The 15,365-nt window shown below is 68.6% G+C and carries 13 protein-coding genes; 7 read left to right on the top strand and 6 right to left on the bottom strand.

The window, feature by feature from the left end:
• Position 1: 1 nt before the first annotated feature.
• From tssG to tssB, 6 genes are all read right to left on the bottom strand, one after another.
• Complete coding sequence (gene tssG / locus HMPREF3014_RS32555; protein WP_003114517.1) at positions 2–1,018, bottom strand: type VI secretion system baseplate subunit TssG; 1,017 nt, start codon at positions 1,016–1,018, stop codon at positions 2–4.
• Positions 982–2,775 (bottom strand): type VI secretion system baseplate subunit TssF, encoded by a 1,794-nt coding sequence (gene tssF, locus HMPREF3014_RS32550; RefSeq protein WP_023087492.1) that lies wholly within the window; start codon positions 2,773–2,775, stop codon positions 982–984. The genes tssG and tssF overlap by 37 nt, the downstream gene beginning before the upstream one ends.
• Positions 2,759–3,184, bottom strand: a complete 426-nt coding sequence (gene tssE, locus HMPREF3014_RS32545) for a type VI secretion system baseplate subunit TssE (RefSeq protein WP_003122696.1) — start codon at positions 3,182–3,184, stop codon at positions 2,759–2,761. Before tssE ends, tssF begins: the two co-directional genes overlap by 17 nt.
• Before the next feature lie 12 nt (positions 3,185–3,196).
• On the bottom strand, positions 3,197–3,694 hold the full coding sequence (locus HMPREF3014_RS32540) for an Hcp family type VI secretion system effector (protein ID WP_003089495.1): 498 nt from the start codon (positions 3,692–3,694) through the stop codon (positions 3,197–3,199).
• Positions 3,695–3,767: 73 nt separating this feature from the next.
• Positions 3,768–5,252: a type VI secretion system contractile sheath large subunit gene (tssC, locus tag HMPREF3014_RS32535; protein ID WP_003089494.1), complete on the bottom strand. Its 1,485-nt coding sequence runs from the start codon at positions 5,250–5,252 to the stop codon at positions 3,768–3,770.
• A 22-nt stretch (positions 5,253–5,274) separates the two neighbouring features.
• Positions 5,275–5,820 carry a type VI secretion system contractile sheath small subunit gene (gene tssB, locus HMPREF3014_RS32530; protein WP_003089493.1) on the bottom strand — a complete coding sequence of 182 codons (546 nt, stop codon included), beginning with the start codon at positions 5,818–5,820 and terminating at the stop codon, positions 5,275–5,277.
• Positions 5,821–6,028: 208 nt separating this feature from the next.
• On the opposite strand from tssB, the gene HMPREF3014_RS32525 reads away from it, so the two are divergent.
• From HMPREF3014_RS32525 to HMPREF3014_RS32495, 7 genes are all read left to right on the top strand, one after another.
• The gene (locus tag HMPREF3014_RS32525) at positions 6,029–6,505 is read left to right on the top strand and encodes a hypothetical protein (RefSeq protein ID WP_003124582.1); all 477 of its coding nucleotides are present in this window, start codon (positions 6,029–6,031) and stop codon (positions 6,503–6,505) included.
• A gap of 59 nt (positions 6,506–6,564) precedes the next feature.
• Positions 6,565–7,896: a type VI secretion system baseplate subunit TssK gene (gene tssK / locus HMPREF3014_RS32520; RefSeq protein ID WP_023087493.1), complete on the top strand. Its 1,332-nt coding sequence runs from the start codon at positions 6,565–6,567 to the stop codon at positions 7,894–7,896.
• 17 nt (positions 7,897–7,913) lie between these two features.
• Positions 7,914–8,672 (top strand): DotU family type IV/VI secretion system protein, encoded by a 759-nt coding sequence (locus HMPREF3014_RS32515; protein ID WP_003104706.1) that lies wholly within the window; start codon positions 7,914–7,916, stop codon positions 8,670–8,672.
• Complete coding sequence (locus tag HMPREF3014_RS32510) at positions 8,669–12,484, top strand: type VI secretion system protein (RefSeq protein WP_023087494.1); 3,816 nt, start codon at positions 8,669–8,671, stop codon at positions 12,482–12,484. The genes HMPREF3014_RS32515 and HMPREF3014_RS32510 overlap by 4 nt, the downstream gene beginning before the upstream one ends.
• Positions 12,481–13,581 carry a type VI secretion system protein TssA gene (gene tssA, locus HMPREF3014_RS32505; RefSeq protein WP_017002396.1) on the top strand — a complete coding sequence of 367 codons (1,101 nt, stop codon included), beginning with the start codon at positions 12,481–12,483 and terminating at the stop codon, positions 13,579–13,581. The genes HMPREF3014_RS32510 and tssA overlap by 4 nt, the downstream gene beginning before the upstream one ends.
• A gap of 109 nt (positions 13,582–13,690) precedes the next feature.
• A complete protein-coding gene (locus HMPREF3014_RS32500) occupies positions 13,691–14,776 on the top strand; it encodes a sigma-54 interaction domain-containing protein (RefSeq protein ID WP_003115339.1) in 1,086 nt (361 codons plus the stop codon).
• A 235-nt stretch (positions 14,777–15,011) separates the two neighbouring features.
• Positions 15,012–15,278 carry a hypothetical protein gene (locus HMPREF3014_RS32495; protein WP_003104712.1) on the top strand — a complete coding sequence of 89 codons (267 nt, stop codon included), beginning with the start codon at positions 15,012–15,014 and terminating at the stop codon, positions 15,276–15,278.
• Positions 15,279–15,365: the final 87 nt, after the last annotated feature.

Genomic DNA, 15,365 nt, shown 5'->3' with positions numbered 1-15,365 from the left:
TTCAGGCTACCTCCGGCTGCCGCAGGTCGAGATCGATGCGCTGCCGCTGGCCGTCTTCGACGCGCCGCAGGCCGGTGTTCCAGCTCAGCCTGGGCGGTGCACCGCGCTCCAGGCGCAGCGGCGCGCCGCCGCTCACCAGCAGGCTCAGGCGACAATCCAGGTCGGGGCCGAAGTACAGCGCGGCGAGGCTGGCCAACTGGCCATGGGCGTCGCCGTCGGGGAAGAAGCGGGCGGCTTCGCGGGCATCCAGCGGACCGAGACTGAGGGCGATGCCGGCGTGCTCGTCCCAGGTGCGCGTGCCGGCTATGGCGTCGCGACCCAGACGCAGGTTGCGTCCGCCGCGTTGCAGCCGGCTGCGGCTGGCCGCGGGGATTTCCTTCCAGGCGCCCTGGTAGGCGTCCAGCCGTGCCTCCACGCCGAAATGCTGGCGCACCAGGCCGGCGAAGCCGGCCAGGGAGCGACGCCCGCCGGCGAACAGCGCGGTGCGTGCCAGTACCGCGCTGTCCGGCAGCGCCAGGCGCTCTTGCAGGGCTTTCGGCAACAGGCCGCTGAGGGCGCGTAGCTGCGCCTGCACCGGGGTCGCCGCCGGCACCGCGAAACCGAGCGCCACGCGATGCTTGCGCAGCACCCGGTAGAGCAGGCTGAGCAGGCGGTGCTGGAACAGGTCGAGGAACTCGGCGGGGGCATGGTCCTTCTGCCGGGCGCGTTGTTGCAGCCATTCCTGGTAGGCATAGGGCAACGGGCCGTCGGGTCCGCCGAGGCCGAACACCGGGGTGGACAGCACCGGTTGCTGCGGGTCGTCGAGCAGGCTTTCCACCTCGCTCGAGGCGAACAGCGGCAACAGCGGCCCGCGCAGGCGCAGGGCCTCCGCCCGCGGCGCGTTGCCGGTGCCCAGCGGCAACGCCTGGGGACGCTCGCGTTCGAGCAGCAGCAGCGCCTGCAACAGTTCGAAGCGCTGCGGCGTGCGGCGCAGCCGCTGACTCAGAGGGAGAGCGGCGAGCCGGCCTGGGGTTGCCATGTCTTCACCTCCTTGTCGGCTTCCACCAGGACCGTGCGCACGAAGCGGTTGGCGGTGGCATACAGCGAGAAGAACTGCGCCAGCACGGCGGAGAACAGCACGCCGCTGGCGCCGACGAAGTGTTGCGGATCGAGTCGCAGGCGGATTTCCAGGCCATTGCGCCAGCCGCGCCAGGCATCCTCGCCGACGTGCGCCACCACCCGCTGGCAGTCGAGTTGCCGCAGGCCTTCTATCTGCCGGAGGGCGCTGGCATCGTCGCGCAGGTTGTGCAGGGCGAGGATCTCCCGCAGGGCTTCGAGGGCGCGCGGACCTTCCACCAGCGAGAGGTGGTTGAGGGTCAGCTGCGAGACCAGTCTCCAGCGCGACTGGCCGTCCAGGCGCGGCTGGCTCTGCGCGCTGGGCGCGTTGCGCAGGCGTGCGGCGGCGACCGGCCCGGGCCGTTCGAAGCCCAGCGCGGTGCCGGCACCCAGGCGCTCGGCCAGATAGCGATTGGTGCATAGCAGCTCGGCGGTCAGGCTGAAGGCCGGGGCCTCGCGTAACGGGTCGAAGCCGGTATCCACCAGGCTCAGCAGCAGGTCGCTGCCCAGCCGGTTCGGGGTCAGCCCGGCGATGCGCCGGGCGTGCCAGTAGAGCGTGCCGAGGTGGCTGTCGTGGCGGCAGCCATAGTAGGCCGGGACTGGCTGCACGGTGCTCCCGGCAACCGAGCGCACGGCGCGGATGCTATGGATTTCCACGCTGTTCTCGCGGTGACTGTCGGCGACCAGGCGGTACTCGCTGCGGGTGCCGTCCGGGCGCAGCGGCTCCGAGGTCCGCGGAAAGAGGTTGATCGCCGGCGCGCAGCCGAGCTGGAAGTCTTCCGCCTGCAAATGCAGGCGTGCCGTCGGTGCGCGATCGAAGACCAGGTACAGGTAGAGCGTCTGTCCGTCGGCGAGCGCGCCGGACAGCGGCAGGTCGAAGAAGTGGAACTTGTCGGGGAAGGCGAAGTACTCGGCGAGCAGGCGCAGGCCCGGATGTCCGCCGTCTTCCTCCGGCAGCAGCGCCTCGTCGGCGGCGAAGCCGACGATCTCCGGCAGTCCGCGGAGCGCCGCCGGCGGCGTGCCGGGCGCCCCCGCCATGACCTGCACGGCATGCGCGGCGAGCAGGTCGTAGAGGATCGCGCAGCCCATCGGCGAAGCCGCCAGGTGGATGCGCAGGCGCTCGATCGACAGTTCGTCCCAGCGGTACTCGCCCAGGCAGCGCAGGCTCAGGCGCAACGCCGAGCGGGCGGCGCCGACTCCGGTCAGGGCTTGCGCCTCCTCGCCGCCGAGCAGGGTCGCCTCGTCGATCGCCAGCGGCCACAGGGTCGCCTCGGCGCTGCTGCGGAAATGCACGCTGTCGCCGCCACGGGTGGTGACGAACAGCGCGGTGTCGCGCGGCAGCCGGTAGCCCTCGGCGAGGTTGCCCTGGGTCGGGTCCGGCTCGAACTGGACGATCGCGCAGGACGGCAGCGGGCGCAGCGCCAGGGGGTAGAGCTGTTCGAGGAGGGCGTCGCTGAACTCTGCGTAGTCGTCGTCGAGGCGCCGTTGCAGGCGCGCGGTGAGCAGCGAGAAACCTTCCAGCAGACGCTCGACGTGCGGGTCGGGGCATTCGCCGGGAGCCAGTTGCAGGCGCCGGGCGACCTTCGGATAGCGCTCGGCGAAGGCGCCGCCGGCGTGCCGTAGCCAGGTCAGCTCGCGCTGGTAGTAGTCGAGCAGGTCGGCATCAATCGAATCGCTCATGGCGCACCTCAAGGCCATCGCTGCCCTGTTCGATGACGAATAGCGCAGGCGTCAGGCGCGACCCGCTGCGCAGGCTGCCGCCGAGCTGGATACGCAGGCGCTGCGGATTGCCCGGGTCAGGTTCGACCTCGACCTCGGCCAGTTGCAGGCGCGGCTCGAAATGCTCGACCGCCGCCCGCACCTCGCGCGCCAGCTGGCGCCGGTCCTCGGCGCGCAGGCGTTGCACGGCGGTCCAGTCGGCGAGCCCGTAGGCGAGGATGCCGCTGCGCGCATTCGCCGGGCGCCGTGTGTTGAGCAGGCGCAGCAGCTCGCCGCGGACCGACTCGGCCAGCGCCCGGTCGTCGAACGCGGGACGTTCGTCGGCCTCGGCGCTGAGGCGCTCGAACAGCGGCGGCAGGGCTCCGGACATGTCGGCGCCCGGTCACTTGACCAGCTGGTTGGCGGCCAGGTCCCAGGTCGAGGCGGCCGTGCCTTCCTTGGTGCCGTCGTCCTTCTGCGCGGTCAGCTCCCACTTGATCTTGGTGAAGTTCAGCGACAGGGTCTCCACCGGCTTGCCGCCGGCGCCGCCGCTGACGCTGACGTTGGAGAGCACCACGTTGTTCAGGGTGTAGACGATGAAGGGCATGATCTGCCCGTTGCCCTCGGCGGCGTTGCGGCCGATGGTGATGGTCGCCTCGGCGATCGGCTTGCCGGCGCAGCAATACTCGTTGAGGGTCGGGGTCGAGGTGTCGATGAACTTGGTGAGGGTGAATTCGCCGACGTGGGGTTTGCCGGAGGTGCGCTCCGAGTTGCTGACGTCGTTGGTGACCTGCATCGCCACGTTGTGGCTGTAGGACATGATTTCGATCTTGTTTTCGTAGCCGACGAGCAGGCTGTCGCCTTTGATGTCGCTGCCGAAATCGAGAATGATCGCATCCATCGCATCTGACTCCTGGAGAGGGGCTGTCTGGAACGGGAAGGGCGCCCCGCCGGCGCTGCCGGCGGGGGCGGACTCACGCCGCTACCGGCGGCGGCAGGTTGGCGACCAGGCGGATCGACGCGCTGAGTTCCTCGAGCTGGAAGTGCGGCCGGAGGAACACCGTGGCGCGGTAGGCCCCCGGTTTGCCGGCCACCTCGCTGACATCTACCCGCGCCTCGCGCAGCGGGTACTGCGCCTTGATTTCCTGCGGTGCGTTGTCGTTGATCAGCACGTAGTCGGCGATCCAGTTGTTCAGGTAGGTCTGCACGTTGTCGCGGGTCATGAAGCTGCCGACCTTGTCGCGCATGATCACCTTCAGGTAGTGGGCGAAGCGCGATGCCGCCAGCACGTACGGCAGCATCGCCGACAGGCGCGCGTTGGCGTTGGCCTCGTTGGTGTTGTAGAGCCTGGCCTTGTTGGTGGTCTGGCCGCCGAAGAACACCGCCACGTCGCTGTTCTTCTTGTGGCACAGGGAAATGAAGCCGAGATCGTTGAGTTCCTTCTCGCGGCGGTCGGTGATCGCCACCTCGGTCGGGCACTTCAGCGACAGGTCGCCGGAGCTGGTGCGGAACGTGTGCGCCGGTAGGCCCTCGACCGCGCCGCCGCCTTCCGCGCCGCGGATCGCCGCGCACCAGCCGTACTTGGCGAAGGCCTCGGTGATGCGCTGCGCCAGGACCCAGGCGGCGTTGCCCCAGAGGTACTTGGAGTGGTCGGTGCCGTTGACGTCCTCGACATAGTTCATGCCTTCCACCGGTCGCGTCTCCGGGCCGTAGGGCAGGCGCAAGAGGAAGTTCGGCAGCACCAGCGACACGTAGCGCGAGTCCTCGCTCTCGCGGAAGGCGCGCCACTTGATCAGCTCCAGGCTCTCGAAGATCTTGGTCAGGTCGCGTGGCACGGCCAGTTCGGTGAAGCTGTTCATGTCGAACAGGCGTGGGCTGGCGGCGGCGATGAACGGCGCGTGGGCAGCCGCGGCGACGTTCGACAGCTTCTCCAGCAGGCCGATGTCCTGCGGATGGCGACCGAAGGTGAAGTCGCCGATCAGCAGGCTGAAGGGGTGTCCGCCGAAGGTGCCGTATTCCTCTTCGTAGATCTTCTTGAACAGTGCGCTCTGGTCGAACTCGACCGCCTTCTCCAGGTCGTTCTGCAGTTCGTTCTTGCCGACGTTCAGCAGGCGCAGCTTGAGCCGCGCGCTGGTCTCGGTGTTGCTCACCAGTTGGTGCAGGCCGCGCCAGGAGGCTTCCAGCTTCTGCAACTCGGGGTGGTGGATGATCTGGTTGAGCTGGTCGCTGATCAGCGCATCGATCTGGCTGATGCGGTCGTTGATCATCGCCACGGTGTCCTTGTCGACGGCCATGCCCTCGTCGAGGACCTGGGTGGCGAATTCCGCGAGCATGTCGCGGGCATAGTCCTGCTGGCTGTCGTCGTGGGCCATGCGGCCCTTGGCGATGATCTCGTCGAGCAGGGACAGGGTCTGGGTCGAACTCTCGCCGGATTGTTCGGCGGCGGATGACTTGGGCATGGCGGCTTCTCCGGGAAGAGGGTCAGGCCGGCTGGTCGGCCGGGGGTTCGCTGTCGCCGGCCGGGGCCGCTTCGGCTTCCGGGCGGGCCGCTTTGATTTCCTGCAGGCCTTCGGTGTTGGCCACCACGTCCTGCAGCAACTGGTCGAGGTCGTCGTTGCCGTCGAGCTTGGTCAGCAGGTCGCGCAGGCGCTGGCGCGCTTCGAACAGGCGACGCAACGGGACCACCTGCTTCACCAGGTTGACCGGGTCGAAGTCCTCGATGTGGTTGAAGCGCAGCTCGACGTTCAGCTTGCTGTCGTCGCCGCTGATGGTGTTGTCGACCTGCAGGGTGGCGCGGGGAGAGATGGAGGAGAGGATCTCGTTGAAGTTGTCGCGGTCGATGTCGACGAAACGCCGTTCGACCAGCTTCGCCGGCGGGGTATCCGGCTTGCCGGAGAGGTCGGCGAGGATGCCGACCACCAGGGGCAGCTCCTTCTTCTCGATGGCGTTGCCGATCTCGACGTCGTAGGTGATCTGCACGCGCGGCGGGCGCACCCGGTCCAGCTTGTGCTGCGTACTCTCGGCCATGGCGGCTGACTCCGATGCAATGGTGGGGGAGCAATGCATCGGGGGGATGCCCTGATCATCGCAGTCCCTTGCTGGATCACAGGCATGACAGGGAAAACGGCGCAGAACCTGTCCTTGGCGATCCCTCTGGTCCGTCACTGGCGACGAACTACAAAAGACGCTAGAACAGGTCTATGGATTTGCAAAATAAAATTTTCGTTGGACTCCCATGAAGCACGGATGTTTCACCATATGTCGGAAACTCTCCCTGGCGCTGGCGATCCTGGCGCTGGCCGGCTGCTCGTATTTCTTCGCGCCGCGGGTCGAGTTGCAGCGGCTGACCCTGGATGTCGCCGCGCGCGCCAACGACGACTCGCCGATCGCCGTGGATTTCGTCGCGGTGAAGGATGCGGAGCTGTTCAAGGAACTGGCCGGACTGCCGGCCAGCCAGTGGTTCGCCAATCGCGAGCAGTACCGCCGCGACTACCGGCAGCAGTTCGCGGTATGGAGCCTGGAGCTGGTCCCGGGGCAGTTCATCGAGTCGGAGTCCTTCCCCTTGCGCGGCGACCGCGCAACTGGACTTTTGGTCTTCGCCGGCTATAACACACCCGGCGCGCACCGCTTGCGCCTCGACCAGCAGCAGCGCGTCTGGCTGCGTCTGGATACCCGGGAAATGCGACTGGTCAACGATCCCGCCACGCGTTAGCGGAGGGGCAGGCGAGCGACCGTCGTGCACGACAACGTAGGACGTCGAAGGGGAGTCGTATGAGTGTTCTGCCTGACGCGGTGTGCTGGCACGAAGGGATGCAACTGCTTCCCCAGCATTTCCAGTTGCAGGGATTGCGTGCCGAGGCGCTGGCGGCGCGCATCGGACAGGCCTGCAACCCTTGGTTCTGGGGAGTGACCGCCCTGGAACTGGACCCCTCGGCGTTGTGCGCCGGCCAAGTGCGGGTCCTGCACCTCGAAGCGATCCTGCCCGACGGCCTGCCGGTGAGCGTGCAGGCTGGTGTCGACGCGCCGCTGGAGTTCGATCTGGAGACAGCGCTGGCGGCCGCCGAAGGGCCGCTGCTGAACGTCCACCTGGCGGTCAGTCCGCTGTGGCGGGCGGGTCAGTTGCTGCCGCTGAAGGGCCGTCTGCAATCGCGGGTCGGCGCGCCGCTGCCGGACCTGGCCAGCGGCGAGCACCCCGAGCCGATCACCGTCTGGCGAGCGTCGCTGCGGCTGGTCGGCGACGACGGCAAGGCCGACTCCGTGTGCCTGCCGTTGCTGCGCGTGGCGAAGGAGGGCGGCGCCTACGTCAGCCTGCCCTACGTCCCGCCGACGCCACTGATCCTGCCGGAGTCGCCCCTGGGCAGACGCGTGCAGTCACTCTGCGCGCGGGCCCGGGAGAAGGCGCTGTTCCTCGGCGGGCGCCTGCGCCTGGCGCAGCAGGCGGGCAACCAGGACGACGCGGTGGAAATCCGTCGCCAGCTTGCCGCGCTCTGGACCCGCCTGCCGGAGGTCGAAGGCCTGCTGGCAAGCCGTACGGCCTCGCCGCTGGCCCTGCACGGCAGCCTGCTGGGCCTGGCCGGTGCCTGGGCGGCGCTCGATCCGCTGGCCGGCGTGCCGGCCTTCGAAGCGCTCGACTTCCTCGACCTGCGGCGTGGCTACGAGCCGCTGCTGGACTGGTTGGAGCGCGCCATCGAGTCGATCCGCGCGGGCTACCGCTGCCTGCCGTTCGAGCAGGAGGAACAGGTATTTTCCGTGCGCCTGCCCGATCCGGCGCCGCGTCAGCGCCTGGTGGTCGGCCTGCGGATGCCCGCCGGCTCCGGCGAACAGGCGGCGGCTGACTGGCTGGAGCGCGCCATCGTCGCCTCCGACCCGCACCTGCCGTTGCTCGCCCGGCAACGCATGAGCGGACTGGCGCGGCAGCCGATGAATCGCCAGGAACAGGTGGCCTACAGCGTTGGCGACGACACCCGTTTGTTCGTCGTGCAGGGTGCCGGCGACTGGTTCGATGCCGGCCAGCCGCTGCGCATCGTCGCGCCGGTCAGCGGGGTCGCCAGCAGTCCCTGGCAGATCGTGCTGTTCGTCGCCGACGGCAGCGACAACACCTAGACAGGAAGGAGCCGCCAATGCCCGAAGGGAGTGCAGGGCCTTTTTCCCAGGCGTACCAGGAGCAGCCGCTCAGCACGGCATTCCGCCAGGCCTGGCAGGAATGGCTGGAGGCCTGGGGCGCCCTCGACCGGGACGCCCAGGATGTGCCACGGATGGTCGAGCGCGCCCTCGAACTGTCCACCCGCATCACCCGGCGTCTGTGGCGCAGCGCCTTCGCCAGCGTCGGCGACGCGGCGGGCGTGCAGGTCAAGGCGATGGTCTATGCCTTCGTCGCCCTGGTCGACGAGACCCTGGTCTTCAGCGCCTGGCCGGGGCAGGGCGCCTGGCAGGACAAACCGCTGGAGTCGCATCTCTACGGCAGTCGCCAGGCGGGCGAATACCTGCCGCTGGCGATCAAGCGCCTGCTCGACGAACGCGCCCCGGCCAGTCGCGACCTGGCCAACGTCTACCTGCAATGCCTGATCCTCGGCTTCCGCGGTCGCCTGCGCGGGCCGCGCGGCGAGGCGCTGCACGAGAAGTGGCGGCAGGCGTTGTTCGCCTTCGCCTGGCAGCGCGAGGCGGACGCCGCCGACCTCGGCCGTCGCCTTGAGCAGCCCGCCGCTGCGCCGCCACGGCGTCTGCCGGTGCGCGCAGCGCTGCCGGACGGCTTCCGCCTGGGCCTGGCGGTGCTCGGGCTGGTGCTGTTGATGAGCGGTATCGGACACCTGTTCTGGCGCGACATCCAGCACGAAATGGCGGCGGTGACCCACCTGGCCGATGCGGAGCAGGCGCCATGAGCGGCGCGACCCTGTTCATGCTGGTTCTCCTCCTGGTGCTGCTGGCGCTGCTGCTGGGGGCGCTGGGCTGGTGGTGGCGAACCCGCGGTGGTACGGAGATCCGCAGCTTCTACGCGGCGGTCCGGCAGATGGAGCGCGAGCAGGGCTGGCAGGGCCGCTACGAAGCGCCGTGGCTGCTGATGCTCGGCAACGAGACCGAGGGCGAGCAGTTGTGCGCCACCTGGCGCCTGCTGCCGGTGGCGCGCCCGGCCTGGTTCGGCCGCTGGTGGTCGGACGGCGAGAGGGCGATCCTGCTGGTGCCCGAGTCGGTTTTCCTGCCCGACGAGGGCCTGCGCCGGCAAAGCGGCGCCTGGCTGCGCCTGTTGCGTCTGTTCCTGCGCCTGCGCGGCAGGCGCGCGCTGGACGGAGTGGTCTGGAACATTCCGCTGGCGCGGCTGCAGGATGGCGAGCAGGCGGCCAACCTCGGCCTCGCCGCGCGCCGTCGCTACGTGGAACTGACCCAGCGCCTTGGCCTGAGCCTGCCGGTTTACGTGGTGATCACTGGCCTGGAAGACCTGCCGGGTTTCCAGGAACTTCTCGCGGCGCTGCCCGAGGAGGCGCGCGAGCGCGCCCTCGGCTGGTCCTCGCCGTTCGCCGCCGAAGCGGCCTGGCAGTCGCGCTGGTGCGAGCAGGCGCTGGAGGAAATCACCGCCACCCTGACCGAGTCGATCGTCGAACTCGGTACCTTGCGCGGCCAGGTGGACAATGAGCTGTATTGCCTGCCGCCACGCCTGGAAAGTCTCCGCGGTTCGTTGCAGGCGCTGCTCGAACCGGTCTTCCAGGGCAACGCCAGGGGCGAGGCGCCGCGCTTTCGCGGTCTCTACCTGAGCGGCAGCGAGGCGGCGGGCGCGGCAGCCGACGAAGTCCTGCCGGCGGTCGACGCGCCGCGTCGGCGCAGCAGCTTCGCCAGCCAACTGTGGGCACGGCGGATCCTTGCCGAGGAAGGCCTGGCCCAGGCGGTGCCGCGCATCCTCCAGCTGCGTCAGCGCTGGCAGCGCGGGATCGGCCTCGCCGCGTTGTGCCTGTGCCTGCTCTGGGGCGGCCTGATGACCTGGGTCTGGCGCGACGCGCTGCGCGACGCCGGTGAACTGTCGCAACTGCTGCATGGCGCCAGTGAGCGCTACCAGCCGCTCGACGACGACACTCGGCGCGCCGCCCAGGTCCGGCAGAACGTCCAGGCCTGGTGGCAACTGGTGTCACAGGCGCCGCGCTGGCGCTTCACTTCGCTGGCGTTTCCCAGTTCCTGGTTTTCCTCCCTGGATGCACGTATCGACAACGCGTATCGCCGCGTTTCCGAGCGCCTGCTGGTGCGACCGCTGCGCAGCCTGCTGGAAGGCGAGGCGAGCGACCTGCGGGCGATCCGCAGCGATGGCCAACCCGGCCTGAAGGAGGGCGACGACCCCAGCCAGTGGAAGGACTACCTGGCGGCGAAGGACCTGGTCGCCCGCGCCACTACGCTGGAGCGCCACAATCGCTTGTTCGCCCAGGCCATCGACAACCGCAGGACGCCGCTCGACGACCTTCTGCAACTGAGTAACGATGCCTTGGGCAGCAGCTACAACGCCGGCAGCCTGGCGCGCCTGGCCTATTACAACCGCACGCTGTTCGCCGAGCGTCCGGCCGATCTCGCCGCCCTCGACCTGGGCCGGGTCGCCGCCACGGCGGCGGATAACTTCCATGACCTGATGGCACGCTGGCTGAACGCCTACTTCCTCACCGACAGCCTGGAACGCACCGGCAATGCCCTGACCCAGGAACTCGCGCAGCTCGGCCAGGAACGAGACGCCACGGCGGCCCAGTTGCTGGGGATCGGCGAATTGATCAACCACCTGCAGCAACAGGTCAACCGCATCAACCTGATCTGGGGCAATGGCGTCGGCCAGGATCTCGTCCCTGGCTACCAGAACCTGCTCAAGAGCGCCCAGCAAAGCAGCTTGCTGGGAAACCGCGTGGAGGAACTGCAGAACCTCACCGTGCAGTTGCAGCAGCAGTTTCGCAGCGAATGGATCGCGCCTCCGGAGGCTGCCGGCGACGGCCTGCTGGTGAAACAGGGGGCGACGCTCAAGCTGGCCGATGACCTGCTCGGTCTGAAACGCGCCATCGATGACCTGAAGACCAAGGACTTCGTCTCCGTGGCCCTGGCGGACAAGACACTGGCGGATCACTCCTTGCTGAGCATCGACGATATCGGCGTGACTCAGGCGTTGAGCTTCTTCAACGACTTCACCGGCTACTACGAGAGCACCCTGCCATCGCTCAACCCGCGCTATCGCTATTCGGTCCTGCACGCCGCCGCCAGCGCGGCGACCGAGGCCATGTGGCAAAGCCTCGGGCCGCGCAGTCGTAGCCTGGCCAGTCGCAATGCCTCGCGTTTCGACGTGCAGGTCAAGCAGGTCCAGGTGTTGCAGGCGGCGCTGCTGGAGTTGCAGGACCTGCAGGCCGGCGCGCGCCTGCTGCTCAGCCTCAACGCGCTGGCCGTGGCCGATATCGGCCAGGCCCTGCGCGACATCGACGAGCAGGCGGTGCTGCGCGAGCCGGTCGATTTCAGCCGCTGGTCGGGCGCGCCGAATTTCGGCCTGCAGATGTTCCGCGCCCAGGACAGTGCCGAGCTGAAGCAAAGCCTGAACAGCCAGTTCAATGCCATGGCGACCGTCGCCGAACGCCACGCCCCGGCGCTGGAGTGGTTGCAGGCGCAGCAATCCAGCCTGGCCACCGCCGACTACAACGCGTTCGTGCGCTTCAGCGCGCTCAACGCCGAACTGCAGAAATTCAAGGCCGACAACCCGGCGAGCACCGCGGCGCAGTTGGCGAAGCTGGTGGGTAACGATTTCAACCAGATGGACATCGGCAGTTGCGCCGACATTCTCAACGGCGTGCTCCTGCCGTCCAGCCGCAGCGACCTGGCGACGCGCCTGGTGGACCTGCGCCAGGGCGCGCTCGGGCGCTGCCAGTCGTTGCAACAGCAGCAGGCGGCGCAGGCCTGGAAGGACCTCGCCGACTACTTCAACCAGTACCTCGCCGGACGCTTCCCGTTCGCCTACAGCCTGGAAGCGGCCGATGCCGAGCCGGGGCGGGTGCGGCACCTGCTGAAACTGATGGAGACGCGCTTGCCGCAGGTGCGCGAAGGGCTGGCCCAGGTTCGCTCGCCGGACCTGCCGGCCGCCGAGGACTTCGTCCGCCGCCTGGAGCAGGCGCAGCGCTGGCTCGGCCCGCTGTTCGAGCGCGACAAGTCGGGCCTGCTCGGCGTCGCCCTGGACATCGACTGGCGCAGCGACCGCAGCCTGGAACGCGGCGCCGACCAGGTGATCGCCTGGAGCCTGTACTCGGGCGACCAGGAAAGCCGTTTCCCCGGCGCGCAGGACAAGGGCCTGACCTGGAATGTCGGCGATCCGCTGAAAATCATGCTGCGCTGGGCGAAGAACGGCTCGCAGCGTCCGGCAGACGACCCGCGCCAGGCCAGCCTGGCGGTGGCCGACCTCGAGGCCGGCTGGAGCTACCAGGGCTCCTGGGCGCTGTTGCGCATGATGCGCGCGCACTTCTCCCGGCAGCGCCCGCCGAACGTCGACTACACGGAGTTTCCGCTGGTCCTGCAACTGCCGGTGTATGCGCCTTACAGCCCGGAAAACGAGGCGCGGATGTTCCTCCGCCTGTCGTTGATGAGCCTGGGCGGCAAGACCCCGCTGTCCATCCAGCCGCTGCCGGTGCGCGCGCCGCAATCGCCGTTCGCGACGCTGTTGCCGGCCACCGTCGCCAGCACCGGAGGTACCCCATGACCCTGCCTCTTTCCGGCAACGCCCTGTCCCTGGAAGTGCTGCTCGAACCGATCGACCCCGGACAGCCGTGCGGCCCCAGCCTGCGCTACGACCCGGACTACGACCGCCTGCGCGAGTTGCGCCGGGAGGACGACAGCAGCCTGCCGACCGGCGTCTGGCAAGCGGAGGCCAAGCGCGCCGACTGGGCCGCGGTGGAGCAGTTGGCCAGCGAACTGTTGCAGCGGCGCAGCAAGGACCTGATGCTCGCCGCCTGGCTCGGCGAGGCCTGGCTGCAACGCGGCGGGCTGGGCGGATTGCAGCGTGCGCTGGTGCTGCTGGCGGAACTCTGCGAGCGCTACCCCGAGGAGGTGCATCCGCAAGCCCAGGACGGCGACCAGTCGTGGCGGGTGCCGCCCATCGACTGGCTGTTGCGCCGCTATGCCGAGCTGCTGCACACGCGCCTGCCGCTGATGGGGCAGGGCGCGTTCGCCGAGATCACCCTCTATGCCTGGCAGAGGTTGCAGCGCCAGCAGGTCGCCAGCGGCGACAGCAAGAGCGCCAAGGCGGCGCTGGAAGCGGCGCAACTTCAGCAGAAGAAGCTAGACGAAGCGTTGCGCGCGGAGCCCCTGGTGCAATGGCAGCGCAAGCAGGCCAGCCTGCTCGCCTGCCAGCAGCAACTACTGCGCCTGGAACAGTGGTGCGACCGCTGCCTGGGCGAACTCGCCCCCAGTTGCCAGCCATTGCGCGAGGTCATCGCGCAATGGCTGGCCTTGCTCAAGGAGTTCATCGCCATGCACCCGCAAGCGCCGCTGTCCGAAGAACAGCCCCCGGTCGCGGAGGCGGATGCCAGCGAAGGCGACACGGACGGCGAGGAAAGCCTCCCGGCGAGCGCGCCGAGCGGGCCGGCTGGCGCGCCGACCAGTCGCGAGGACGCCTACCGGCAATTGCTGCTGATCGCTGACTACCTGGCGCGCACCGAGCCGCACAGCCCGGTTCCCTACCTGATCAAGCGCGCGGTGGAGTGGGGCAACAAGCCGCTGAGCGAGTTGCTGGCGGAGCTGATCAATGCGGACTCGGAGGCGCGCCGGGTCTGGTCGCTGCTTGGCGTACTGCCCTAAGGAGCGGGGTTATATTTTTTATTCGAATATATAAATACGAATTCAGAATTTTTTAATCTATGGGTTCCTGGGGCAAGATGGGCGCACATTCCCCGGCTCGGAACCCAGCATGTCCGTCATCACCCATCCCCACGCCCGCGAGCTGACCAAATCGGTGCGCGCCACCGTGCTGGTGTTCAACGATCCCCGATCCCGCGAGCTGCTGGAGCGCATCGAGCGCCTGGCACCCAGCGAGGCCAACGCGCTGGTCATCGGCGAGACCGGCACCGGCAAGGAGCTGGTGGCGCGCCATATCCACGCCCTCAGCGGACGCAACGGCGGCCCGTTCGTCGCGGTCAACTGCGGTGCTTTCGCCGAGAGCCTGGTGGAGAGCGAGCTGTTCGGTCACGAGAAGGGCGCCTTTACCGGTGCGTTGCAGAGCAAGGCCGGCTGGTTCGAGGCAGCCAACGGCGGCACCCTGTTCCTCGACGAGATCGGCGACCTGCCGCCGAGCATCCAGGTCAAGCTGCTGCGCGTGCTGCAGGAACGCGAGGTGGTGCGGCTCGGTTCGCGCCGGCCGATCCCCATCGACGTGCGGCTGGTGGCGGCGACCAACGTCGACCTGGCTGACGCGGTGGTCGCCGGACACTTCCGCGAGGACCTGTTCTACCGCCTGCACGTGGCGACCATCCAACTGCCGCCGTTGCGCGAGCGCCGCGGCGATATCCTGCCGCTGGCCGAGTACTTCATCGTCGAGCACTGCCGGCGCCTCGGCTACACCAGCGCGAGCCTGAGCCCGGAAGCCGAGCGCAAGCTGCTCGGGCATTCCTGGGCGGGCAATATCCGCGAGCTGGAGAACGCCATCCACCACGCGCTGCTGGTCTGCCGCAACCGTCTGATCCAGCCGGCCGACCTGCACCTCATCGACATGCGTGCGCGCCAGGAGCCGAACGGCTTGCGCCGCGCTCCCGAAAGCGCCGCCGGCTCGGCGTTGGAGGCGGCGCTGCAGGCGCTGTTCGAGGAAAACCGCGAGGATCTCTACGAGCACATCGAGGAAACCGTGTTCCGTGCCGCCTATCGCTTCTGCCACGGCAACCAGTTGCAGACCGGACGCCTGCTGGGGATCAGCCGCAACATCGTGCGCGCCCGCCTGGAGAAGATCGGCGAGCTGGAAACCTCGCCACGGCACAACGTGGTCTCGCTGGTGGGCAAGTGAGCGTGGCGCTTTACAGTCTTTCACAATTCCCCCACAAAACCGGCAAGAACCCGGACGGCGGCTGTTCTACAACGGAGCGGTGAATCTCGTTGGCCGGACCAGGGACGTCGCCATGCCTCGCTCCGCTCGCCTGTGTCGCTCGCTCCCGGTAGCCGCTTTCCCGGCCGCGCCGAGTCCGCCTGGTCCTCCAGTCACAGCAACCTTGGTTTCCCGACCCGGCGAAGAGGATCGCTGCATGCCGTACTGTTCGCCGGAACAACTCGCCGACCTAGGCCCGCTGCTGGATTGCCTGCGCCGCTGGCCGCGCATCCGCGAGCCGCGGCCGGGGGTGTTCTACCTGGGCGACCAGCCGTTCTGCCAGTTCCATTCGCGCAATGGCCAGCGCTGGGCCGACGTCAAGCGCCGCAAGGGGCGCCTGCCGCCGTTCGTTCTGCCGCCGGGCGACCAGCATTCGGCGCGGGCATTCCAGATATTCCTGCTCCAGGCCTACAAGCTGAACTGAACTGTTGCCCGGGCAACAGTCGGACAGCAGCGCTGTTGCGTGGCTGACAGGCCGAGGCCGGAAACCCGCCGCAACTGCCCGGGAAAT

This window comes from Pseudomonas sp. HMSC065H01 (genome assembly GCF_001815235.1).
GTDB classification, from domain to species: domain Bacteria; phylum Pseudomonadota; class Gammaproteobacteria; order Pseudomonadales; family Pseudomonadaceae; genus Pseudomonas; species Pseudomonas aeruginosa.
Note: the sequence above shows the minus strand (reverse complement) of the source record. Positions and strands in the feature narration are given on the sequence as shown.